The sequence below is a fragment of the Marinobacter orientalis genome (assembly GCF_004792665.1).
Classification (GTDB): Bacteria; Pseudomonadota; Gammaproteobacteria; order Pseudomonadales; family Oleiphilaceae; genus Marinobacter; species Marinobacter orientalis.
This window is the reverse complement of record NZ_SRZX01000001.1, coordinates 1,232,877-1,255,586: the sequence shown is the minus strand read 5'-3', so window position 1 is coordinate 1,255,586 and position 22,710 is coordinate 1,232,877. Positions and strand designations below refer to the sequence as shown.

Sequence of the window (22,710 nt, the reverse complement as noted above, 5' to 3'; positions counted from 1 at the left end):
ATATATGAGTAATAGTGAAGAAGCTCGTCTCTCGGTACTGAGACAGCTGAATCTGCTGGACACTCCCCCCAGCGAGAGCTTTGATCGAATTACCCGATTGGCAAGCCTGCTGTTCGACCTGCCCATTGCTGCGGTATCTCTGACCGACCGGGATCGCCAGTGGTTCAAGTCCAGAGTTGGCGTAGATCACCGGGAAATCCCCCGGTTCAAGGCCTGCTGTGGAGATGTGGCGGATAACAGTTCCGTTCTGGTGATAAACGACCTGCTTGCATCGCACTACCATGATAGCCATCTGGCTGAGTCGGGTATCCGCTTCTATGCCGGTGCACCGCTGGTCACCCATGATGGCCATACTCTTGGCGCCATGTGCGTTCTTGGCACCGAGCCTCGCCAGGTCACTGATCAGGAAAGGGGTATTCTGAAGGATCTGGCTGCCATGGTGATGGCACAGGTCGATCTCCAACACGCGGTTGGGCGCGTCGAGCCGTCAACCGGACTGCCCAATTATCTGAGCTTTGTTGAAGATCTGAATGACCTGGCACGGGACCTCCCTGATAGTCAGCGCTATGTCCTTGGCACCGAACTGGTCGACCTTGAACAGATTAATGCACTCCAACGGGTAATGGGCCCCGCTTACCTGGATGCACTGTCACAGACCGCAGCCCGCCGGATCCGCAAAGCGCTGGGAGAACAGGCGAAAATTTATCACGTCGGACCTTGCCAGTTTGCGCATCTCGAAACCGGTGACAGGGCTGACATACTGGTGCGCGCCGTGAACCTGCGAAAGTCCCTGCTTGAGGTCACTGTTAACGGAAGTGCGCCCTTCATGTTACGGCCAGTAGTTGGCGTGGCACCGGTCCAGCTTGGCCGTACCCAGCCAGACGCCGTGTTGCGACTCGCTCACACTGCCTGCCGTGACGCCCGGGACAATGAAACAGGCGCCGGCTTCTATTCCAGAAGCTCCGACAATCGGTATCAACGCAGATTCAGTCTGATTTCGGATTTTCAGGAGGCACTACAATCCGAGGACCAGTTGCACCTGGCATACCAACCACGGGTAGACATGACCTCCGGCCGCTGCGTCAGTGCCGAAGCACTGATCCGGTGGCAGCATCCGACAGTGGGCAACGTGTCGCCGGCAGAATTCATTCCGCTGGTGGAAAACACCACCATGGCCCGTGACCTGACCGATTGGGTCATGCGCAATGCCATTCGGCAGGCTGCGGCCTGGTACCACCAGGGGCTGCAATTGCGAGTGTCGCTCAATATAGCCGCCGCCAATCTGGAAGAAGGAGACTTCACGGAGCGCTTGCTGGGATACCTGGGCAGCGAGGGGCTTCCACTGCGGGCCGTGGAACTGGAGTTGACCGAGAGCGGTCTCATCAGTAACGGTCAGGCAGCAAGGCGACAGCTTGAGGAGCTCATGGCGCGGGGGGTGAAAATTGCGATAGATGATTTCGGAACCGGCTACAGCAGCCTTGCCTACCTGCAGACGATCCCGGCCCATGTTGTGAAGATTGACCGTTCGTTCATCACTGGCCTCAACCAGCATCAGCGCAGCCAGACCCTGGTCAGCGCCATGATCGCCATGGCCCATGAGCTTGGCTACAGCGTCGTTGCGGAGGGCGTGGAGACCGAGGAAGCAAAACAGGTACTGCACTCCCTGGGGTGCGACGAAATCCAGGGTTATCTGATTGCCAGGCCATTCACCAGCACAGAATTCACCCGCTGGTTCATGGCGCCGATCAACACCGTAACTGCCAGGCCGTCATCGCGCCAGTCGTTGTAGGCGCATCAGGTTGACCTCCACCGTTACGGTTAACTTATGCAACTGCGACGCCCTTTCCCTTCCTTCTGGGGAAGCCCGATACAGGTGCGGCGTCATCGCCAGCAGGTCAGCGATTACCTCAGGGGTTTCCAGGGTCAATTGGTAGCAGACAGTCTCCGTACCGACTATGGAGAAACCGTCCGGAGCTCCTGACGCTGGCGGTTTTTCGGGCTTCAATGCCGGGTAGATAATCTCCCGCAGTTCCCGCAGGTGATTGGGGCCGGCGTCTGCCCGGATCAGGATTCCACCGGATTTCAATACCCGGGCAAATTCGGCATAGACCGGAAATCCAAACAGACAGAGTACCCGGTCCAGGGTGCCCGCTAATACCGGGATATTGGCGTTGCTGCCAACCACCCAGCGCGGGCGTTTGTCCTGTTTTGCAGCTGCCAGAGCCGCCCATTTGGAGATGTCCAGCCCCACCAGCGAAAGACGAATGTCCGTGTTTCCCTGTGCCAGTTCCCTGAGGTAATATCCTTCGCCGCAGCCCGCATCCAGGCAGGCCAGTGGAGCGGCTTTTCCGGTTGTACACGGCAGCGCAGCAGCATTTACCGCCTCCGCAACCGGCCGGTAGTAACCGGCATTCAGGAAACGCCGGCGGGCGGCGACCATTTCCCTGCTGTCGCCGGGGTCCAGAGAACGTTTTTTCTGCACCGGCAGCAGGTGCAGATAACCCTGGCGGGCCATGTCGAAGCTGTGGCCGGCGGGGCATTGCCAGCAGCTTCCGGAATCGGCCAGAGCCTGCCCGTCCATCGGGCAGGCAAGGGCATTGAAGGCATCGATAATCATTGCAGGGGTAACTCCGGTAATTGCATCGCGCTTGAGAACCGGCGGGTAAATGCCCAGAATAGCGGCGCAGTGACCAGACGAGGAAAGCCACCGTGAAGGGCGAGATTATCCATTACACCAGGGACACACTCGGTGGCATTCTGGTAATCGACTATCGCAAACATCGGGTAATGACCTTTGATTCGGTGTTTGAACAGAGCAAGATTGACCGCCGCAGGCCTTATCTTCCCGTCCATGAATACAGCCGTGCCATGCTGTTACCGGTTGCCTTTTCACGGCCTTCACACGTAACCGTTCTGGGGCTCGGTGGCGGGGTAATGGCCGGTGCGCTGCTGCATCTGCTGCCTGACTGCCAGGTTCATGCCGTAGAGCTTCGCTCCAGCGTGCTGCAAGTGGCCCGTGAATACTTCAGCCTGCCGCATCCGGCCAATTTCACCGTCACTATCGGGGATGCCCGGGATGCCCTGAGCAAAGCGCCGGACAGCGGCACCGACCTGATTCTGGCCGACATGTACAGCTCCGACCGCATGAGCCCGGCCCAGGCCCAGCGGGAGTTTATCAGACAATGCAGCCGGGCACTCAGCGACAGCGGCTGGCTTTCCATCAACTATCACCGCCCGCCCGATCTCGACGGGCCGTTCTTCCGCCAGCTACGGGGAGAGTTTGCGGCACTGCTGCTGTTCAAGAGCAAAACCGACAACACGGTGATTTTTGCCAGCAAGGGCCCCTTTGAGGCACTGCATGCCAGAGACCCGGCACTGGTGGCGCTGGAAAAGAATCTGCCGATCGACTGGCGCCGGCTGATGGCACGGGTGATACGCCTTACCTGAGCATCCACTGGCATCGATATCCGCTTTCATCTCTCCTCACAAAGTAGCACGCCCCCGGCCCGCAGGTAGCATTGTGCGGCACGGATAAACCTCTAGCATTGGCAGAACCAACAACAAGAAGACTCTGGAGAGATGCCATGCCCGGGCGGCTGTTGCTGCTGTTGGTCATTGTCTGCTTTTTTCCGGCGGCCCACGGTGCGCTGGACGAGGAAAAGCGCGCGATGATCCAGGAACTGTTCCCCAAGGCCACGGAAATCCGCGACAAGTTGCCGGATTACCCGGTCTATCCGGTGTATCAGCTTCAGGAACTGCTGGGTTACGCCTACGAGTCCATCGATCTGAGCCGGCTCCAGGGATTTGCCGGCAAGCCCATCAGTATGCTGATTGGCCTGGATACACGCGGACGCTTTACCGGTGTTCGCATCCTCAACCATCATGAACCCGTGTTCCTCCATGGGCTGGGGGAAGAACCCCTGGCAGAGTTCATCAGCCAGTATGAGGACCGTTCGCTGACAGAACAGATCATCGTCAGCACGTCCGGTAACCGTTCCGGCAAGGATTCGGACAACAATGTGGTTCAGTTTGATGGTGTGAGCAAAGCCACGGTTTCGGTACTCATCATCAACGACACGATTCTGTCATCGGCCCTGAAAGTGGCGCGGGAAAAACTGGAGGGATTTTCCCAGGAGGCACCCACCCGGGCGAAACCGGATTTTTACGAACCACTTTCCTGGTCGGAGCTGATTGACCGCGGGTACATCGGCCATTTTCGTCTCAGCCCCGGGGATTTCGAGCAAAAAACCGGATTCCGCCTTTCCGACTATCCTGAAATGCCGCAGCCGGAGCCTGACGAGCCGTTCACGGAACTCTTCTTCGGTTACATCAACGCCCCCATGGTCGGCCGTAACCTGCTGGGAGATGAAGGCTTTTCGCAGCTCAAAGAACGTATCGGCGCGGATGCCCAGATAATGGCGGTCATGTCCCGGGGACTTTATCCTCACCTGTCCGAGGATTTCACGCCCGGCAGCTCTCCAGACCGGCTCGGCCTGCAACAGAACAATCTGGCGGTCGAGATTCGGGATATCAATGTGTTCAACGAGAATCTCCGCCTCCGCAGCGACAGTATGCCGGACATGGAGCGGTCAACCCTGTTCCGGGTTGGTGGCAATGCCGGGTTCAACCCGGGCGCGGAGGCCACGCTGAAAATGAGCGTGACACTGCGCAAAAACCATCTGGTTTCTGACAGCACCACACTTGATATTCCAGTGGTCTTTTCCGAAGAGCTTTTTGAAACCGTGGAGGTTGCCCCGCGCCAGGAAGACACTCGCCAACCGGTGTGGGTGGGGCTCTGGAAAGAACGCTGGCTGACGATTTCCATACTGGTCATCAGCCTGACTGTTCTGACGGTCTTTTTTGCCCGCCAGCGCACCCTGAGCCGGCACCCCAAACTGGTGCACCGTTTCCGTTGGGGCTTCCTGTTTTTCACCCTGTTCTTTATCGGCTTTTATGCCCAGGGTCAGCTTTCAGTGGTGAATATCTATACGCTGTTGCTATCGATCTGGGATGGTTTCTCCCTGAACGTATTCCTGATGGACCCGGTACTGTTCATTCTGTGGACCTATACCTTCATCACTCTGTTCATATGGGGCAGGGGTTTGTTCTGCGGCTGGCTGTGCCCCTTTGGTGCGCTGCAGGAAATGGCTGCCTGGCTGGGAGAAAAGCTGAAATTCCGGCAGGTCAAAGTACCGGAGAAGTGGCATCGCCGGCTGATTCTGCTGAAGTATCCCATTCTACTGGTGCTGGTGGGCACGGCCTTCTACTCACTGGAGCTGGCGGAAAAGCTGGTGGAGGTGGAGCCGTTCAAAACCAGCATCACACTTTTCTTCGTGCGTTCCTGGCCCTTCGTGGTCTATGCCGTTGGCCTGCTGGTAATCGGTATGTTCATTCACAAGTTCTACTGCCGCTACCTGTGCCCGCTGGGGGCTGGACTGGCGGTTCTGGGCAAGTTGCGTCTGTTCAGCTGGCTGGACCGGGTGGAGCTTTGCGGAAAACCTTGCCAGCACTGCAGGAACAGTTGTGGCATCAACGCCATCCACAAGGACGGGCGCATTGACTACAACGAGTGTATTCAGTGTCTTGAGTGTGTGGTGATTCTGAAAGATGAAGAGCAGTGCGTGGATAAGGTGTTACAGAAGAAACGTCAGCGGCAGGCCAATATCCTGGCCACGGATGTGGGCTGAGCCGCAACCGTGGCGCCGGGGCAATACAGTCCCGTTACTTGTTCTTTTTCCATTCGAACTTCCTGAATGGCTCATCAACCGGCGTTTCCGCGATATGGTTGATGTAGTTGCTCATGGTTTTCTGGGACAGTACCAGGATGACTTCAAGAACCTGCCGGTGCTTGTAGCCGGCTTCGTAGAAGGCATCAAGGTCTTCCTTGCTGACGTTGCCCTTCTTCTTCATTACCGCGAGCGTGAAGGTTCGCAATGTTTCCAGCTTGTCGCCGGGCAGCGGTGTTTCATCCCGCAAGGCGTTAATGATGTCGTCTGATACTTCCATCATCTTGGCGATACCGGTGTGCGCGGGCACACAGTAGTGACAGGCATTTTCGACGTTGATGGTCTGCCAGACCACCGTTTTCTCGTCGTTGTCGAAACTGCTGTCGAGCACAAGCTGGTGGAGAGTCTGATAGGCTTCAAGAACGCCCGGCGCTTCCGCCATAACAGCGTGCAGGCCCGGAATCATGCCAAATCCCTTCTGGGACTTTTCCAGAAGCGGCCTGGATTTTTCCGGTGCGGATTCCACATTGTGAAGCGGGAAATCTGACATAGCGTTCTCCTTTTAGAAATGCTTTTTTGAGTGAATGCTCAATTACAGCCCAACGGTACCTGTTTTTGAGTGTCCATTCAAGTTATAATCGGGAATATTTCAACCACCGGGAGTGGGTAGCTATCAATGGCCAGAAACGCTCGCTATGATCGACAGATCGCCCTTGAAAAAGCGATGAACCTGTTTTGGGAAAAGGGCTACGCAGGTGCCTCCATGAAGCAGATAGAGCTGGCGCTGGATATGCGCCCGGGAAGCATCTACGCCACCTTCGGCAGCAAAGACGGCCTGTTCAGGGAGGCCCTCGCCGCCTACGCAGAAAGGGGTGGAGCTGAACTTCGGGAGCATCTTGCCGGCTATGAGTCAATACTGGACGGACTGCAGGAGTATCTTCGCCGCACCGCCCGCCAGTCCAGGCCGGGCACGGAGACCCCGTCGCGAGCCTGCATGATCGTGAAAACACTGCTGGAAGCAAGCTATACCAATACGGTGGTGGCGGATCAGGCCAATACAATCCTGCACGCGATAGAACAGTCCCTCAGGGAGCTCCTGGAGCAGGCAAAAACGCGGGGCGAACTGGTTGCCGGCACTGATTGTGCACGACTGGCAAGGTTGCTTCAGGCCCAGCTTATCGGCCTGCGGTCGTTCGCACAAAGAGACATCGAGCCGGAACAGGTTACCGACCTCGCCGAAGACATGGCGAGCATTCTGGATCAGTATCGGGTCCGCCACTGAAGCCGACCGCCTTTCAGGAACTGCCTGTTATGGAAAACCTGCATCACATCGTTGTCGTTGGCGGCGGCGCCGGTGGTCTTGAGCTGGTCACCCGCCTTGGCAACAAACTGGGAAAAAAACGCAAAGCCCGTATTACCCTGGTGGATGCCGGCCTGACCCATGTCTGGAAGCCGTTACTTCATGAGGTGGCTTCCGGCTCCCTGGATGCCAACGCCAATGAAATCAACTATCGGGCCCATGCCCGTAAGCATCACTACGAGTTCCAGTTGGGCCGGATGAGCGGGCTTGATCGCCAGTCAAAGGAAGTGGTGATTGCGCCCTTTCACGACAACGAAGGAAAGGAAGTAGTTCCGGAGCGCCATATTGACTACGACACCCTGGTGATCGCTGTCGGAAGTACCGCCAACGATTTCGGAACGCCCGGAGCCCAGGATAATTGCCTGTTTCTGGACAGCCTGAACCAGGCAAGACGCTTTCACAACCTGATGCTCAACGCCTTTTTGCGCAAGAATCATGAGGCCCACTCCGGCAATGGCCATGAGTTGCCCATCGCTATCATCGGTGCCGGCGCTACCGGTGTGGAGCTGGCTGCCGAGCTGCGCCTGGCTTCCCGGGAATTGCCGGTTTACGGCATGAACCACCTGCGGCCGGAGGATATCTCAATCACGGTTATTGAGGCAGCAGAGCGAATTCTGCCAGCGCTACCGGCCCGGCTTTCAGCTGCGGCAACCCGTGAACTGGAACACCAGAACGTCAGGGTGATGACTGGCCAGCCAGTCAGCGAGGTCCGCGATGGCACCCTGGTGATGAAGGACGGTACGGAGCTGCCCTCCGAGATGACCATATGGGCGGCAGGCATCAAGGCCCCGGCGTTCCTGGCCGAGCTGGAGGGGCTTGAAACCAATCGCAGCAATCAGCTAAAGGTCAGACAAACCCTCGAATCCACCACCGATGCGGATATTTTTGCTTTCGGTGACTGTGCGGAATGTCCCCAGCCGGATTCAGATCGCCCGGTACCGCCGCGCGCACAGGCAGCTCACCAGCAGGCCGCTGTGTTGTTCAAAACCCTGCGCAACCGCCTGCAGGGCGAGAAGGCCGTGCCTTTCGTCTACAATGACCATGGCTCGCTGATCAACTTCAGCCGCTACACCACCGTCGGTAACCTGATGGGCAACCTTTCCGGTCGCAACATGTATATCGAAGGCAAGGTGGCGAGACTGTTCTATCTTTCCCTGTACCGAATGCACCAGCTGGCATTGCACGGTTTCCTGCGTACCAGCATTATCTGGCTGATGGACCGGATTACCCGAGCCATGCATCCGCGCCTGAAACTGCACTGACACGGCTCTCAGGCTGTTATTATCAAAGTCTATTCCTGAACCGGAGCATGAATGGATCCGATTCTCACCCTGATCGGCGCACTGATGCTGGTTATCAGTATCATGCTCAGCCCGCTGTCCAGCAGACTGGGCATGCCGGTGCTGCTGATTTTTCTCGTGGTCGGCATGATGATGGGGGAGGACGGCCCGGGCGGCCTGCTGTTTGAAGACTTCGAACTGGCGTTCCTGATAGCCAACCTCGCCCTTGGCGTGATTCTGCTTGATGGCGGCATGCGTACCCGGGCCGAGACCTTCCGCGTCGGGCTGCGCCCGGCCCTGATGCTCGCCAGCCTGGGCGTGTTCCTGACCGCTGGCGGTGCAGGACTGGTCGCCTGGTGGGTGTTTGATCTGCACTGGCTCACCGCACTATTGATTGGTGCCATCATCTCCTCCACAGACGCGGCAGCCGTTTTCTCACTGCTGCAGGGGCGTGGCCTTCACCTGAATGAACGGGTCAGCGCTACCCTGGAAATAGAATCGGGCAGCAACGACCCGATGGCGATTTTCCTTACCCTGATGCTGGTTACCATGATCGAAGCCGGTGGTGCCTCCGAAGGCTGGATGGCGGCACTGATAATGCTGGTGAAACAGTTCGGTATTGGCGGTGCCATGGGCGTGGCCGGTGGCTTCATCGTGGTGGAAATGGCCAACCGCATCAGGCTTACGCCGTCACTTTACCCTTTACTGGTGGTGGCAGCCGGCATCATGGTGTTTTCAGGCACCAATGCCCTCGGTGGCAGTGGCTTCCTGGCGATCTACCTGACCGGGGTAGTCATCGGCAACCGGCCCGTACGCATGATGCCGATGATACTGCAGGTTCATGATGGCCTGGCCTGGCTCGCACAGCTGTGCCTGTTTCTGATGCTCGGTTTGCTGGTAACGCCATCTGACCTTTTACCATTGGCCGGCGGCGCCCTGATTCTCGCGTTTGCGCTGATTTTCGTGATCCGGCCAGTTATGGTCATGGCGACACTCTGGCCTTTCGGTTTTAATCGGCGGGAGCTGGGTTTTATCAGCTGGGTAGGCTTGAGAGGGGCGGTGCCGATTGTGCTGGCCCTGTTTCCGATCATCGCTGACATTCCTCAGGCCCAGCTTATTTTTCACGTGGCCTTTTTCATCGTCCTGGTATCGCTGTTGGTTCAGGGCACTACAATGGCGCCCCTGGCAAGAAAACTGCGGCTGGAGGTTCCCGCAGGGGAAGGACCGTATCGACGGCTGCCACTGGACATTGCAGCCGCCGGCGACCACGAGTTGATGCTTTTCCCGCTGAAGGGTGACGTCTGGGAAACGCCCAAGCCGCTGGGCCAGCTACGCCTTCCGGACAACACCGCGATTGCCGGGGTTTTCCGCCAACGTGTTTGCCTCCAGCCCAGTCCGGATATGGAGGTTTCCGCTGGTGACGTGCTGGCCATGTTTGCCACGCCAGCCGCATTACCGGAGCTGAGCAAGGCCCTCAGCGCTCGACACGCTCCGCGCTACCTCGCAGAGCGGGCATTCTTTGGTGATTTCGTGCTTAATGGTGATGCCCTGCTGGGTGATGTGGAACAGGTTTACGGCATTGAGTTTGACGAGTTGCCCCCGGAGCTGTCTCTTGCCGAGTGCTTCGCCCGTCGCACCAAAGGGCATCCGGTAGTCGGCGACAAGGTAAAATTAGGGCCAGTCACGCTGGTGGCCAGGGCCACCGAGGCCGACAGGGTGACCAAGGTCGGTCTGAAGATGGACAGCCAATGAACACCTTTTTACAAAATCACGTCGAAACGCTGGTTCGATTAATAAACTTCCTGTGCTATAAAGTGTACAAATAGTAATGATTGATTCAACCATGTCCTTGACGACTTTATTGTTAACCCCTGCCAAGGGATTCAAAGGCCTGAGAGCCATCTGCATGACGGCCCTGGTCTGCATGCTCACCATTGCCAGCAAGCCGGTGACGGCGTCAGAGCTTCCGATGGGCGCAATGGCCGAAGCACCGGAAGTCAGTGAGGTACTGGTTCGCAAGCAGGAACGCCGGCTCTACCTCCTGTCAGGGGAACAGGTGGTTCGCAGTTATCGCATCGGGCTTGGTGACAACCCTTCCGGCCACAAGCTCTATGAGGGCGATAAACGCACGCCGGAGGGCGAATACGTGCTGGACTGGCGCAATCCTGACAGCGACTTCTACAAGTCCATCCACATATCCTATCCAAATAAACAGGATCGCGAACTGGCGTCATCCTGGGGGCTGGACCCCGGAGGCAGCATCATGATCCATGGCCTGCCCAATGATGCTGGTGACCTGGCATTTGCCTTCCTGGGGCTGGACTGGACGGATGGCTGCATCGCCGTGAGTAATGAAGAAATGGACGAAATCTGGCAGCTGGTTGCGGATGGAACGCCCATCAGGATCGTCCCCTGACACCTTTGATCCAGCGGCTTTCAGTCGCCGTAGTTTGCTGGCAAAAAATTAAGTTGTTGTCATGACATGGGAACTTTTACGTATCCTTGGTTAACATTTCTGGCTATAGTGTTTTACACTGTTTAACGACGCCGTTAGCAGTTAATGCTATCGGCCCCGATTTGACAGAATGTCTGCTCCAACGACTTCTGGAACGCAGGAAATAAAACGACCAATAAGGGGATTTACAATGCGTAAACTTACGATCGCAGGGCTTGCAGCTGCCGTAGCACTGACCGCAGGTTGTGCGACTTCAGACCAGGGCGCTATGGATGAAGCGAATGCAACCGCTTCTTCCGCGGAACAAACTGCTGAAAATGCACTGGAAACCGCGAACAGCGCTTCCAGCACAGCACGTTCTGCACAGAGCACAGCTGATGAAGCACTGGCTGCCGCCAAAGCTGCCCAGAAATCTGCTGACGAAGCAAACGAGCGCGCCAAGCGCATGCTCGAGCGTGCCAGCCAGAAGTAAGGCTGCCGCATAGCATCATAAAAAAGGCCGGGAAATCCCGGCCTTTTTTATGCCTGAAACCCCCAACTGTCAGGAGTCCTCGTTATCGTCCTTTGGGGCCTTGGGAGAATGCTTGCTCATAAAGGTCGACATCATTTCCATCGGCAGCGGAAACACGATTGTGGAGCTGTTGTTGGTGCTCATATCCGCCAGGGTCTGCATGTAGCGTAACTGCATGGCCCCGGAATCAACCGACATCACCTCTGCTGCCTCAACCAGTTTTTTCGATGCCTGCAATTCACCCTCGGCATGAATAACCTTGGCGCGCCGCTCACGTTCCGCTTCAGCCTGTCGTGCGATAGCCCGAATCATGGACTCATTCAGATCAACATGCTTGATCTCAACATTGGCAACCTTGATACCCCATTCTTCAGTCTGGGCATCAATGATCTCCTGAATGTCGGAATTAAGCTTGTCGCGCTCCGATAGCATCTCATCCAGATCGTGTTTACCCAGCACTGAACGCAGTGTGGTCTGTGCCAGCTGGCTGGTCGCCGAGCCAAAATCCTCTACCCGAATAATAGCCCGCTCGGGATCAACCACCCGGAAATACAGTACAGCATTCACCCGCACCGTGACGTTGTCCTTGGAGATCACATCCTGGCTGGGAACATCCAGGGTAATAACACGCAGGTCGACCCTCACAATCTGCTGGATACCGGGAATGACGATGATCAGGCCCGGCCCTTTTACGCCCTGGAAACGGCCCAGGAAGAACACCACGCCACGCTGGTATTCCGGCAAAATCTTGATCGCTGATCCGAGAATCAGCAGCAACACCACGAGGGGTGCAATATAGGGAACGAGATCGGTGATATTCATAACGCCTCCTTGGTCGGTTCAATTGCCTGGAACCTGCGATTGCTCATCAAAATGGGGTTCACGACTCTGCTTCCACGTAAACCGTCAAGCCCTCAATGGCTGTTACGCGCAATCTTTCTCCTGCTTTGACGGGCGCCTGGCTCAGGGCATTCCAGCGCTCACCGTTCATGCGGACGTGGCCCCTGTAATGCCCGTCACTTTGCTGAAATTCGTCCAGTGCCGTGACCCGTTCATGAACTATCTGCTCGCTGCCACTGACCGGATGTTTGCGGCGCAAGCCAATGAAGCGAATGACAGTCCAGAGCATGAACCCGGCGACGACCAGTGCGGTGCCCCCGACGGTGGGCAGGGAAACATCCCGGTGACTGCCATCCATCAGAATGATCGAACCGGTCACGAAGGCAACAATACCCCCCACCCCCAATATGCCGAAGCTGGGCATGAAAGCTTCACCCACAATAAAGGCCAGTCCCAACAGGATCAGCGCCAGACCAGCGTAATTGACAGACAACACCTGGAAAGCAAACAACGCGAGAACAAGACAGATGGCGCCGATCACACCCGGAAAAACAGCGCCGGGATTGGACAGCTCAAAGATGATGCCGTAGAACCCGATAATCATCAGGAAATAGGCCACATTGGGATCGGTGATCACCGAGAGCAGGCGGGTGCGCCAATCCGGGTCGGCCCGTATCAGTTCCAGATTGGCGGTAGCCAGGGTCCTTTCACCGTCTGCCATCTTCACGGTGTGACCGTCCAGCTGCTCCAGCAGACTGGTCATATTATCGGCAAGGACGTCCACCACATTCTTTTCCAGGGCTTCCCTGGCCCCCAGATTGACCGCTTCCCTTACCGCCTCTTCCGCCCAGTCTGCGTTGCGTCCGTGACGTTCCGCCAGCCCGCGAATGTAGCTGACCGCGTCCTCGAGAACCTTGCGCTCCATGGCCGATCCACCACGACGCTTTTCGGGCTTCGCACTGTCGTTGCCGGTGTCTCCGTCGACCTCCTCACCTTCGCTGCTGCCCGCATCGGTACCGGAATCATCGTCTGTTGTCTGGTCCGGTTCTTCGGAGCCCGGTAATCCGCCCATCTGCACGGGCGTGGCAGAGCCCAGATGGGTAGCTGGCGCCATGGCCGCCACGTGGCTGCCATACAGTATGTACGTTCCTGCACTGGCCGCACGGGCTCCGGCAGGTGACACCCAGGTGACAACAGGCACCCGGGAGGAGAGGATTTCCTTGATGATGCCGCGCATGGAATTCATCAGGCCACCCGGCGTGTCCATCTGGATAATCAGCAGGTCAGCGCCCTCGGTTTCTGCACGAGCAATGCCCCGCACCACATAATCCATGGTGGCGGGGCCTATGGCGCCTTCGACGGTGAGCACAAGGCCGGTAGGAGTATCGTCTTCCTGTTGTGCAAGGACAGTGTGGGTCAGCGAGCCAAGAGCCAGAGCCAGACCCAGAAAGAAGACCGCCAGCCACCACTTCAGGCGCCAGGAAAGCATTGATCTGGTGGCTCGATTCGCGTTCATCTCTCCTCCCCGAACCCGTTTACCGGATCAGAACAGACGGGCCAAAGCCGAAACCGGCAACCTCCTCATCAGAAAGCCGATCGGTCGCCAGGGCCATGAAGGCACAAAGCATTCCGCTTTTCCGGATTCAATGGCTTTGACCATTGCCTTGCAGCCGGTAGCTGCATCCACAATAAATGGTGCGTTCTTAACTTTCTCATTTATCTGGGTGCGAATATACCCGGGATAAAGGGTGGACACACGTATCGGCGAGCGCGCCCTGGCCAGCTCCACCCTCAGCCCTTCCGCCAATGAGGCCAACCCGGCCTTGGTAGCGCCGTAGGTGGTAATGTTTTTAGGCATGCCCCGTATCGCTGATACAGAAGATACGGCCACAAGGTGTCCCCGGTTCTGCTCACGGAAAATTTCCATGGCCGCTTCCATCTGCGCCAGGGCCGCAACGAAATTGGTTTCGGCGGTCTGTTTATTGGCAATGAAGTTGCCGGTGCCGAGAGGTTGCCCTTTGCCGATACCCGCGTTGACGATGATGCGGTCCAGGGAACCGAATTCTGCCGCAAATTCGCGGAACACCTCGAACACCTGATCATGATCATTCACATCCAGTGCCCGGACACTGACGGCCAGGCCCGGGTACTTCTGCAGCAATTCATCCCGCAATTCTTCCAACCTCCCGGTACGGCGGGCACACAGCGCCAGGTTGTTGCCCCGGGCAGCAAACTCCCGGGCCATGCCTTCGCCAAGGCCGGAACTGCCGCCGGTAATCAGTATGGTGCGGGTCATTGGTTCTCCTTGTCGACAGCAGTTCAGGTTCAGAACCAGAGACGTTGTTCCCTGCCGTCTTTACCATCAGTGCCATCAGGGGTGTTCTGCAGAGGTTCAATGGTCTCGTTGGCAACCCGGTTGACACGCTCGCCAATCATCCGCGGAAGTCCGTCAGCCTGGTCAACGGCCAGTTCAATGGCCATACGCTGAACTTCCACGGCAGGCATCTTGCTGCGGAGTTCTTCGACAGCCCCTGAAACTTCGCGCCACAGTTTTTCACGGTCCTGCTCGCTGTATTCCTCATGTGGACGGTGTACTTCCATCCACACCTCATTACCTTTCAGGCCGATCTTCACCGGCTCCCTGATCACCCGCACCGGCGTGCCCTTGCCAACTTCATAAACGAACCGGGAAATGTCCTCGTTATACATCCGGAAGCAGCCATGACTGACCTGCATGCCGACACCAAACTGCTTGTTAGTGCCGTGAATCAGATAACCTTTTTCGCTCAACATCAGGGCATGGCTTCCGAGGGGGTTATCCGGGCCCGGCGGAATCATCCGCGGAAGATAGTCTCCGTCTGCCTCGTATTCGGCACGAATGCTCGCGGGCGGATACCAGGCCGGGGACTCCAGCGGCATGGTTACTTCTGCGTCCGTCAGTGGCGAGGGATTGTCTTCTGTGCCGACACCCACCGGGTACACCTGCACGCTGCCCTCCGTGAAATAATACAGCCGGTACTCAGCCAGGTTGATAACAATGCCTTCACGCTTCACGTCGGGCAGCACGTAATGACGGGGCACGGTGATACGGGTTCCTTCACCCGGCAGCCATGGATCTACCCCCGGATTGGCTTTCACCAGTTCCAGATAGCCAAGGCTGTCGCGATTACCAATTGCCGCGAACGTGTCCTCGTAGCGAGTCGTAATGACTGACAGTTCCCCGGCCAGGTCGCCTTCGATGGCAAATCTGGGAACACGGGGCTTGTCGCCAGACTCATTTTCCGACTGCTCGGCACTGAGTTCGGCACCGGTGGCCTGCCGCTCGGATTCTGCCTGCAGAGGGGGAGCCAGCACTAGCGCCAGCCAGGAGACAAGGAAACCAGTGAGCTGTTTACGATGCATAAGTTTCAAATCCGGTAGCCGGCACATCAATTTGCTGGAGCCGCTTCAGGCTGAGATCAGGGCGTTCCACAGGGTAACGAGCGCCAGAATCACGAACAGAACACTTGCCCCGATTCGGGCCGTTGCCAGTGGCAGCCGGTCCATAATCCATTTACCAGCCATGATAACCGGTATATTGGCCAAAAGCATACCGACGGTAGTTCCCATGATCACCCAGAAGGTCTCGGTATACCGGGCCGCCAGCACCACCGTCGCTATCTGGGTTTTGTCCCCGATTTCCGCCAGGAAGAACATGGTGGTTGTCGCCATGAACGCCCCCATACCGAGAAAAGCGGAATCGCCACTGTCATCCCTGTCGGGAATCAGCAACCACAACGCAATGGCCACAAAGCTGAGCGCCAGAATCCAGGGCAACCATGCTTCCGGTATCCACTCCGCTATCCAGGCACCCAACAGGGCCGACAGAGCATGATTCAGTATGGTGGCAACGAAGATGCCCAGGATGATCGGCAGGCGGCTGGCGTAGCGGGCAACAAGAAAAAGGGAGAGCAGTTGGGTCTTGTCACCAATTTCAGCAATGGCGACCGCAACCGTTGAGGCGAAAAACGCGTCCATGAAAAGCTCCGGGGCGGACATCCAGACATGAGACAGCCCACCTTCCGCCCCATGGAGGTGAAACTGCCTCAGGTCTTGCCAGTTCCACCACTGCCCGGGTGAAACATGATAGCCATGGAGATTGAGCTCCAAGTATGTTGACTACCATCCGCGCCATGACGCGGAGGCTACTCCCCTGAAGAGAGCCAGAATATTAATCAATCGCAGCCGGAATAACAACTATACCCGCATTCTCCAGACCGGAATCGCTGCCACCGCCACGAAAGCCGCCACCAACCACCAGGCTGAATGAAAAGCGTCGATAGTGGGAACACCGTCACTGTGATCGCCAAACTCGATGGTCAGTGCCACGATGTTCACCCCGAAGGCACCGCCAAGCTGGCGGGTAAAGTTGATGGTACTGGAACCGGCACCCAGCTGTTCCGGGGCCAGTGGGTTCAGCGCACCGGTGGACAGTGCCGGCAGCATGAAACCGATACCGATGCGCCCCAGCACTGTCCACAGGGCCAGCCAGCCAAAGGCCAGTTCCAGATCAGACAGTGCAAACAGTACTGCCGAGGTGGCGAACAGGATAATTCCGAAAACAACCAGTTTACGGGCACTCAAACGGTCCGCCAGCCGGCCGGCCAGGGGGAAAGTCATGCCCAGGACAATGCCCGCAGGCAACATGAGCAGCCCTGCCTCGGTTGCTGAAAAGCCGAGGGAAGTCTGAACGAACAGTGGCACAAGGTAGGTGGAGCCGAACAGCGCAAGCCCCAGTGCCATGGCGCCCAGGTTGGCATAAACAAAGCTCGGGTTCTGCAACAGGCCAATATTGACCAATGGATGCCGGGCTTTGCGCTCCCGCACCACAAACAGGAACAGCAGCAAGAGCGCCAGCATGCCTTCAGCCACTATTCGTCCTTGCTGGCCAGAGAGCTGTTGCAGGCGGTTGAGCGTATCGAGGGACAATCCGATAGTGGCACCGAGGAGTATCAGTCCGGACAGGTCAAAGCGGTAAGGTGCCGGGCGGGAGACCGGCAGGGGCAGGAAGCGCCACGCCATCAGTACACCGATCAGGGTTACTGGTACCGGTGCGAACATCACGTAACGCCAACTCAGCTCGTCAACCAGGAAGCCACCCAGTACCGGCCCCAGGGCAGGCGCCAGAATCACACCCATGCCGTAAATGCCCATGGCCTGGCCACGCCGGTTGCGGGGAAAGATCCGGAATACAAGATACATGCCCATGGGCTGCATCAGTCCCGCCATGGCCCCCTGTCCGACGCGCGCTGCAATCAGCTGTTCCGGTGTAGCGGCAACCCCCCCGAGCAGGGAGATCAGCGTGAACAGAAACATGGCCGTCGCCAGGGTCTTACGCACACCAAAATGGTCCAGCAGCCACGAGGACGCCAGCATGGTAGTGGTCATCGCGGCGATGAAACCGGTGGCCAGCCAGTGGACCTGGCCCTGGCGGATACCGAATTCCAGCATGATGTCGTGGAGGGCAACGTTTACAACAGTGGCGCTGAGTACTGTGGCCATGGTACCCAGCACCACTGTCGCCAACGCCAGCCAACGCCAGCGTTCACCGTATCGCGCTTTCAGCCCCTCAACTGTGTTATCACTCAGACCAATAACCCTCCAACCGGCCGAACGCGGTTATTTCTGACGTTCGGCGTTCTCCATGATCTTGTGGAAGACCTTCACAGCGATGTCGATTTCCTCGTCGCTAATGCCTTCCAGCATTTCCTCTCGCAGCTTGGCGGCGCGCTCTGTCAGCACATTCATGAATTCAGTGCCGTCCGGTGTCAGGTGGAGGCGGCGGGCACGACGATCTTTGGGGCAGGGGCGACGCTCGATCAGGCCCTGCTGCTCCAGGCTGTCCAGCAACCGCACCAGAGTGGGATTTTCAATTGCCATCAGGCGGGCGAGTTCCCGCTGAGTCAAACCTTCGCCACCTTTTTGCAGATAGACCATGGTGGTCCAGCGAGCCTGGGTCACACCCAGATCCTTCAGGCGCTCATCCAGTAACTTGCGCCAGCGCCGGGTTACCCTGGCTACGGCAAAGGGAAACTGATCTCTCATGGTCTGTAACTCCAGTAAAGGATATCGACGGCTTACCGTTGTAACGGATACCACTGCCGAGCAACGCAGTGATGAATAACGGTAACAATAGTAAGCTAACCATTGAGATAAAAACAGATGTGTAAGGCAAACAGAATCGGGGAAAACCGAAAGGTCGCACTGATCAGCCCGTCTGGCGAAGGTCTTGTTCCTGCATCTCCACCACTTCCGGCGATTCCTGGAACTCCTCGTTTCGTGGATCCATTTCTGACAGTACGACAGAGGACTCCGGCATGGCAGGGATAAAGTGCTCCTGCTCGGCCACCGGCACATCATCGGTATGGGTAATGCGATAACTGGTAATCACCGCCAACACCGCCAGGAACCCGGCATTACCGTAAAACAGCCCCTGGGGGCCCAGCACATTCACCAACTGCGCCATTACAACAGGCCCGAGAACACTGCCCACGCCGTAGCTCAGCAGCAGTGTGGCACTGGCAGAGACAATACGGTTGCTTTCCATTCTGTCATTGGTGATAGCCACTGCAATCGGGTAAAGCGTGGCAGACAGGCCGGTGAACAGTCCGACCATCAGGGTCAACAGCCACATCCGCTCGGCACCAAAGACACCAACGGTTACCGCTGACAGGCCCGCCATCACGGCAACCCAGAACATCACCCGGCGGCGATCAAAGCGATCGCACACCAGCCCCAGGGGCCATGCCAGAATCATGGCGGCAACGATGGCACTTGCCATGAAGGTGGACACCCGGCTTACCTCCAGGCCAACCAGGGTGGCATAAACCGGACCCAGCGCATAAAAGGAACCGATCATCACACCGCAGATAAGCGCCCCGGACACCCCGGTAAACGACTCTCTGGCGAGGGTGAAAAATGACAGGCGATGATGCTGCTCAATCACCGGCGCATCCATTCGCGTCAGGGACAAGGGCACCAGCGCCAGCGTCAGCAGCACAGCCGCCAGTGAGAACGGAATAAACGAGGCAGGCTGGCCGACATTGATCAACAGCTGGCCACCGGCGGCAGACAGATAGAAGACAATCTGATAGATGGCGAACAGCGCGCCACGGTTGGCATTGGTGGCGCGGCTGCTGAACCAGCTTTCAATGACCACCAGAACCCCGGCGACACTGAAACCGGAAAGCGCACGCAGCAGCGCCCAGAACAGTTCCGACACCGCCATGGGATACAGCAGCGCGCACACCGCCGCCATGGCAGCAAACACCGCAAACGCCCGAATATGCCCGACACGGCCGATGATATGGTGCACATACAGAGTGCCCAGCACAAAACCAATGGAATAACACACCAGGATCCAGCCGATGATGTCCGGGGATACCGCCTCAATGCTCAGACGGATGCCCAGAAGAGTCATCAGAAAAGCATTGCCACTGACCAGCAGGACTATACTGAGAATGAGGGCTGACAATGACGTGACCATGCGGGTCATCAGAGGGGCTCCGGCGTATTGGAAATCGGTTGATGCTGGGATGTGATGAAAAAATAGCAGCAACGCCGGAACATTGCCGGAAAAGAATTAGATCAGGGCATCGACAAAGGCGCCACTACGCATTTGCCGAAATCGTGAAACCGCTTGTAGCCCCGCCATTACCGGATTTAACATTGTTTCACATTAAGGTGACGTAACACACGCAGAGGACACAAGAGGTTAACATGAGATAGTTATCATTAGCGTCCATTTTAACCCACGAGTCTCTTAACTCATGCAATACACGCCAACCATGAGAGCCTGGTTATGAAAAAAACGGACTGGCCCATTCGGTGGGATCTGTTGCTTCGCTACCGGCTGATTGAAATCATTGCCCTGTGGGAAGGACGGCTCACCACCAATCACATCTGCCACAGTTTTGGCATAGGGCGTCAGCAGGCTTCCAAGGATATAAATACTTACCTGCGAGAGCTGGCGCCGGATAATCTGGTTTACGATCGCCACCTCAAAGGTTACGTACCTTCGCCAGACTTCAGCCCCGCAGTCACCACCGGTCATGCCAGTGAATACCAGGATCTGCTGGCGCGACAGACCAGCCTCAGTGACACTTTTGAATCGCTGGACATCAGCCTGCCGGACAGCACCATCGTGCGCGGCCCGCAACGCCTTGTCAGACCGGAAGTAATGCGGGCAGCGGTAACCGCCACCCGCCATGGCAGGGTAATGAAGGCTGAATACGCCTCTCTCAGCCCGGCCGGCGTTTCACAGCGTACACTGGAGCCCCATACTCTGGTCTGCGTTGGCCAGAACTGGCATCTGCGCGCCTGGTGCGACTCCAACCGCGAGTTCCGTGATTTTGCCCTCAGCCGCTTCCGTGGCAAGCCCGAAACCATCCGCCAGCGCAGCCGCCACACCAGCCAGCACGATGATGACTGGAACCGTCAGGTTTCGCTGATTATGGTGCCGGACAGCCGCTTGAACACCGTCCAGCAGGAAATCATTGCTGCCGACTACGACATGAGAGACAACCGTCTGGAGTTGCTCACCCGCGCAGCCCTGGCGCCTTATGTGCTGTCGGGCCTTGGGCTCGGAGCCGACAGCCGGCATCCCGATCCGATGGTGCAACAACTGGAGCTGGCCAACGAGGAACAGCTTGGCATTGCCGAGTCTGCCCGCGAACGGGCTATTAAAGCAGTCGCCGGGCTCTGATAGACTGCGCGGGTGACCAGACTCCGCGCTTCCACTCAAACACTCCTTGCTTCTGCCCTGCTGCTGTGGCTGCCCGTTATTGCCTCAGCGGAGGATTGCGGCGCTTCCGCTATGGCCATTGCCAGGATCCAGGGCGAGGGCGACCGTTCTCCCCTTGCCGGCCAGGCCGTCACCGTGGAAGGAGTGATCACCATGGATGTCCGCCACGAGGGTGGATTCCATGGCTTTTACCTGCAGCAGCCTGATCGCGAAACCGACGATAACCCGGAAACTTCCGAGGCCCTCTTTGTCTACACCAACCGCTCTGCGGGTCAGCCCGGAGATCGTGTGCGTGTGTCGGGCCGGGTGAAAGAGTTTCACGGCCTGACGGAACTCACTGATATCAGCACTCTCGCAGTGTGCGGCACCGGACGCTTGCCAGCGCCCATCCCCCTGACGCTGCCCTGGCCAGAAAACCAGCGGCCCGAACATCTGGAAAACATGCTGGTCGCCATAGCGGGTAACCTGACGGTGATTGACCACTATAATCTCGCGCGCTACGGCGAACTGACACTCGCTGCCGGTGACCAGACGATTCCTACCGAATACATGGAACCCGGGCCCTCTGCCCAGGCGCTTTTCCAGTCCCAACAGCAAAACCGGCTGCTACTTGATGACGGCAAAGGGGTGCGGGGCCCCCGGCCAGTGCCCTGGCCCACAGGAGAACTCTCCGGCGACGATACCGTTCGAACGGGTGATCGTGTAAGCCAGCTTTCGGGAGTGCTGGACTTCCGGTTCGACGCCTGGCGGGTGCAGCCCCTGTCTCCGCCGGTATTCGGGGCAGCAAATCCCCGGCCGGATCCACCGCAACGGGCAGAGTCTTCAACCCTGCGGGTAGTTACCCTGAACCTGGGCAACCTTTTTAATGGCGATGGCCGTGGCGGCGGTTTCCCCACGCCACGCGGAGCAAAATCCGGCAAGCAGTTCCAGCAGCAGCTGGCCAGGCTGGCAACCGCACTGAGAGCACCGGATCCTGACATCATCGCGGTCACAGAAGTGGAAAACGATGGCTATGGCCGCAACAGCGCGATAGCAGATCTGACCAATGCCCTGGGGGAGCACTGGCGTTACGTACAGGACGGCAACCAGACCGGCAACGACGCCATTCGAAGCGACCTGCTGTACCGCAGTGACCGGGTTACGACTCAGGGCAGGGCCAGCCGGCTGACCTCAGGGCCTTTCAGCCAGCGGGGCAGGCCCCCGGTTGTTCAGATGTTCCGGCCCGCAGGCAGTGAGCGTGCCCTCCGAATTGTCGTACCGCACCTGAAATCCAAAGCCTGTCGCGGCGCCAAAGGCCCTGACCGCGACCAGAACGATGGCCAGGGCTGCTACAGCCACGCACGTGCACAGGCCACCCGGGCCATCCTGCATTGGCTTGATGCACTGCCGCAACCCGGGAATCTGGCGGGCACTCTGGTCACCGGCGATCTGAACAGCTATGCGCGGGAATTACCCCTGCAGTTGATGGCCGAGGCTGGATATAGCAATGCCGTCCGGCAGTTCCATGATTGCAGCGAAACCGCCTGCAAACAAACCAGCTATCGCTACCGGGGTCGAAGCGGCACCCTCGATTACAGCCTGGTCTCGGAAGGACTGGCCGGCCGCGTCGTCGGTGCCACCGTCTGGCCGATCAACGCCGACGAGCCCCGGGCGCTGGGTTACCAGGGCCCGATTCCGCTCGCGGATGATCAGCCCTGGCGCTCTTCAGACCACGACCCGGTCATTACCGACTTCTCCCTGTAACTTGCTCCCTGGC

Annotated in this window: 20 protein-coding genes; 10 read left to right on the top strand and 10 right to left on the bottom strand. The window is 57.8% G+C overall.

The features are described 5' to 3' along the window. The first annotated feature begins 4 nt into the window (after window positions 1-4). On the top strand, window positions 5-1,789 hold the full coding sequence (locus tag DIT72_RS05880; protein WP_135954233.1) for a sensor domain-containing phosphodiesterase: 1,785 nt from the start codon (window positions 5-7) through the stop codon (window positions 1,787-1,789). On the opposite strand, the gene DIT72_RS05875 is transcribed toward DIT72_RS05880, so the two are convergent. Then, window positions 1,769-2,617: a putative RNA methyltransferase gene (locus DIT72_RS05875; protein WP_135954232.1), complete on the bottom strand. Its 849-nt coding sequence runs from the start codon at window positions 2,615-2,617 to the stop codon at window positions 1,769-1,771. The two genes, DIT72_RS05880 and DIT72_RS05875, sit on opposite strands and share 21 nt — an antisense overlap. A 92-nt stretch (window positions 2,618-2,709) precedes the next feature. Here DIT72_RS05875 and DIT72_RS05870 point away from each other — a divergent pair, with 92 nt between their 5' ends. Together DIT72_RS05870 and DIT72_RS05865 are read left to right on the top strand one after the other, a co-directional pair. Beyond that, window positions 2,710-3,447, top strand: coding sequence for a spermidine synthase (locus DIT72_RS05870; RefSeq protein ID WP_135954231.1), 738 nt, complete (start codon window positions 2,710-2,712; stop codon window positions 3,445-3,447). Window positions 3,448-3,584: 137 nt separating this feature from the next. Further along, on the top strand, window positions 3,585-5,687 hold the full coding sequence (locus tag DIT72_RS05865) for a NosR/NirI family protein (RefSeq protein ID WP_135954230.1): 2,103 nt from the start codon (window positions 3,585-3,587) through the stop codon (window positions 5,685-5,687). A 34-nt stretch (window positions 5,688-5,721) separates the two neighbouring features. On the opposite strand, the gene DIT72_RS05860 is transcribed toward DIT72_RS05865, so the two are convergent. Then, window positions 5,722-6,276 carry a carboxymuconolactone decarboxylase family protein gene (locus tag DIT72_RS05860; protein ID WP_135954229.1) on the bottom strand — a complete coding sequence of 185 codons (555 nt, stop codon included), beginning with the start codon at window positions 6,274-6,276 and terminating at the stop codon, window positions 5,722-5,724. A gap of 126 nt (window positions 6,277-6,402) precedes the next feature. Between DIT72_RS05860 and DIT72_RS05855 the strand changes: the two genes are divergently transcribed. The 5 genes from DIT72_RS05855 to DIT72_RS05835 all read left to right on the top strand — a co-directional run bounded on the left by DIT72_RS05855 (window position 6,403) and on the right by DIT72_RS05835 (window position 11,293). Continuing rightward, window positions 6,403-7,008: a TetR/AcrR family transcriptional regulator gene (locus DIT72_RS05855; RefSeq protein ID WP_135954228.1), complete on the top strand. Its 606-nt coding sequence runs from the start codon at window positions 6,403-6,405 to the stop codon at window positions 7,006-7,008. Window positions 7,009-7,037: 29 nt separating this feature from the next. Continuing rightward, window positions 7,038-8,348 carry an NAD(P)/FAD-dependent oxidoreductase gene (locus tag DIT72_RS05850; RefSeq protein WP_135954227.1) on the top strand — a complete coding sequence of 437 codons (1,311 nt, stop codon included), beginning with the start codon at window positions 7,038-7,040 and terminating at the stop codon, window positions 8,346-8,348. 51 nt (window positions 8,349-8,399) lie between these two features. Beyond that, window positions 8,400-10,118, top strand: a complete 1,719-nt coding sequence (locus DIT72_RS05845) for a potassium/proton antiporter (RefSeq protein ID WP_135954226.1) — start codon at window positions 8,400-8,402, stop codon at window positions 10,116-10,118. Between the two features lie 154 nt (window positions 10,119-10,272). Then, window positions 10,273-10,782 (top strand): L,D-transpeptidase family protein, encoded by a 510-nt coding sequence (locus DIT72_RS05840; protein WP_135954225.1) that lies wholly within the window; start codon window positions 10,273-10,275, stop codon window positions 10,780-10,782. Between the two features lie 229 nt (window positions 10,783-11,011). After that, window positions 11,012-11,293, top strand: coding sequence for an Lpp/OprI family alanine-zipper lipoprotein (locus DIT72_RS05835; RefSeq protein ID WP_135954224.1), 282 nt, complete (start codon window positions 11,012-11,014; stop codon window positions 11,291-11,293). A 69-nt stretch (window positions 11,294-11,362) separates the two neighbouring features. Here the strand turns inward: DIT72_RS05835 and DIT72_RS05830 are convergent, their stop codons facing one another. The 8 genes from DIT72_RS05830 to DIT72_RS05795 all read right to left on the bottom strand — a co-directional run bounded on the left by DIT72_RS05830 (window position 11,363) and on the right by DIT72_RS05795 (window position 19,706). Then, the gene (locus tag DIT72_RS05830) at window positions 11,363-12,154 is read right to left on the bottom strand and encodes a slipin family protein (RefSeq protein ID WP_135954223.1); all 792 of its coding nucleotides are present in this window, start codon (window positions 12,152-12,154) and stop codon (window positions 11,363-11,365) included. A 58-nt stretch (window positions 12,155-12,212) separates the two neighbouring features. After that, window positions 12,213-13,688, bottom strand: a complete 1,476-nt coding sequence (locus DIT72_RS05825) for an NfeD family protein (RefSeq protein ID WP_135954222.1) — start codon at window positions 13,686-13,688, stop codon at window positions 12,213-12,215. 27 nt (window positions 13,689-13,715) lie between these two features. Continuing rightward, entirely contained in the window at window positions 13,716-14,468 is a 753-nt protein-coding gene (locus DIT72_RS05820) for an SDR family oxidoreductase (RefSeq protein ID WP_135954221.1), read from the bottom strand. Window positions 14,469-14,497: 29 nt separating this feature from the next. Beyond that, window positions 14,498-15,574 carry a L,D-transpeptidase family protein gene (locus DIT72_RS05815; RefSeq protein ID WP_135954220.1) on the bottom strand — a complete coding sequence of 359 codons (1,077 nt, stop codon included), beginning with the start codon at window positions 15,572-15,574 and terminating at the stop codon, window positions 14,498-14,500. 45 nt (window positions 15,575-15,619) lie between these two features. Then, window positions 15,620-16,189 (bottom strand): TMEM165/GDT1 family protein, encoded by a 570-nt coding sequence (locus DIT72_RS05810; RefSeq protein ID WP_135954219.1) that lies wholly within the window; start codon window positions 16,187-16,189, stop codon window positions 15,620-15,622. Between the two features lie 219 nt (window positions 16,190-16,408). After that, a complete protein-coding gene (locus DIT72_RS05805; RefSeq protein ID WP_135954218.1) occupies window positions 16,409-17,800 on the bottom strand; it encodes an MDR family MFS transporter in 1,392 nt (463 codons plus the stop codon). 30 nt (window positions 17,801-17,830) lie between these two features. Then, window positions 17,831-18,256, bottom strand: a complete 426-nt coding sequence (slyA, locus tag DIT72_RS05800) for a transcriptional regulator SlyA (RefSeq protein WP_135954217.1) — start codon at window positions 18,254-18,256, stop codon at window positions 17,831-17,833. A 163-nt stretch (window positions 18,257-18,419) separates the two neighbouring features. Then, window positions 18,420-19,706, bottom strand: coding sequence for an MFS transporter (locus DIT72_RS05795; protein ID WP_135954216.1), 1,287 nt, complete (start codon window positions 19,704-19,706; stop codon window positions 18,420-18,422). Window positions 19,707-20,012: 306 nt separating this feature from the next. Here DIT72_RS05795 and DIT72_RS05790 point away from each other — a divergent pair, with 306 nt between their 5' ends. Both DIT72_RS05790 and DIT72_RS05785 read left to right on the top strand, forming a co-directional pair. After that, on the top strand, window positions 20,013-20,915 hold the full coding sequence (locus DIT72_RS05790) for a helix-turn-helix transcriptional regulator (RefSeq protein ID WP_135954215.1): 903 nt from the start codon (window positions 20,013-20,015) through the stop codon (window positions 20,913-20,915). Between the two features lie 12 nt (window positions 20,916-20,927). Beyond that, window positions 20,928-22,697, top strand: a complete 1,770-nt coding sequence (locus DIT72_RS05785) for an ExeM/NucH family extracellular endonuclease (RefSeq protein ID WP_228260734.1) — start codon at window positions 20,928-20,930, stop codon at window positions 22,695-22,697. The last annotated feature ends 13 nt before the right edge of the window (window positions 22,698-22,710 follow it).

What these genes read in the sequence shown, in the direction of transcription:
- DIT72_RS05875 (WP_135954232.1), bottom strand. Translation starts at nt 2,617, where the DNA reads ATGATTATCGATGCCTTCAATGCCCTTGCCTGCCCGATGGACGGGCAG.
- DIT72_RS05865 (WP_135954230.1), top strand. Translation starts at nt 3,585, where the DNA reads ATGCCCGGGCGGCTGTTGCTGCTGTTGGTCATTGTCTGCTTTTTTCCG.
- slyA (WP_135954217.1), bottom strand. Translation starts at nt 18,256, where the DNA reads ATGAGAGATCAGTTTCCCTTTGCCGTAGCCAGGGTAACCCGGCGCTGG.
- DIT72_RS05835 (WP_135954224.1), top strand. Translation starts at nt 11,012, where the DNA reads ATGCGTAAACTTACGATCGCAGGGCTTGCAGCTGCCGTAGCACTGACC.
- DIT72_RS05820 (WP_135954221.1), bottom strand. Translation starts at nt 14,468, where the DNA reads ATGACCCGCACCATACTGATTACCGGCGGCAGTTCCGGCCTTGGCGAA.
- DIT72_RS05840 (WP_135954225.1), top strand. Translation starts at nt 10,273, where the DNA reads ATGACGGCCCTGGTCTGCATGCTCACCATTGCCAGCAAGCCGGTGACG.
- DIT72_RS05825 (WP_135954222.1), bottom strand. Translation starts at nt 13,688, where the DNA reads ATGAACGCGAATCGAGCCACCAGATCAATGCTTTCCTGGCGCCTGAAG.
- DIT72_RS05855 (WP_135954228.1), top strand. Translation starts at nt 6,403, where the DNA reads ATGGCCAGAAACGCTCGCTATGATCGACAGATCGCCCTTGAAAAAGCG.
- DIT72_RS05850 (WP_135954227.1), top strand. Translation starts at nt 7,038, where the DNA reads ATGGAAAACCTGCATCACATCGTTGTCGTTGGCGGCGGCGCCGGTGGT.
- DIT72_RS05810 (WP_135954219.1), bottom strand. Translation starts at nt 16,189, where the DNA reads ATGGACGCGTTTTTCGCCTCAACGGTTGCGGTCGCCATTGCTGAAATT.
- DIT72_RS05880 (WP_135954233.1), top strand. Translation starts at nt 5, where the DNA reads ATGAGTAATAGTGAAGAAGCTCGTCTCTCGGTACTGAGACAGCTGAAT.
- DIT72_RS05860 (WP_135954229.1), bottom strand. Translation starts at nt 6,276, where the DNA reads ATGTCAGATTTCCCGCTTCACAATGTGGAATCCGCACCGGAAAAATCC.
- DIT72_RS05790 (WP_135954215.1), top strand. Translation starts at nt 20,013, where the DNA reads ATGAAAAAAACGGACTGGCCCATTCGGTGGGATCTGTTGCTTCGCTAC.
- DIT72_RS05830 (WP_135954223.1), bottom strand. Translation starts at nt 12,154, where the DNA reads ATGAATATCACCGATCTCGTTCCCTATATTGCACCCCTCGTGGTGTTG.
- DIT72_RS05845 (WP_135954226.1), top strand. Translation starts at nt 8,400, where the DNA reads ATGGATCCGATTCTCACCCTGATCGGCGCACTGATGCTGGTTATCAGT.
- DIT72_RS05815 (WP_135954220.1), bottom strand. Translation starts at nt 15,574, where the DNA reads ATGCATCGTAAACAGCTCACTGGTTTCCTTGTCTCCTGGCTGGCGCTA.
- DIT72_RS05795 (WP_135954216.1), bottom strand. Translation starts at nt 19,706, where the DNA reads ATGACCCGCATGGTCACGTCATTGTCAGCCCTCATTCTCAGTATAGTC.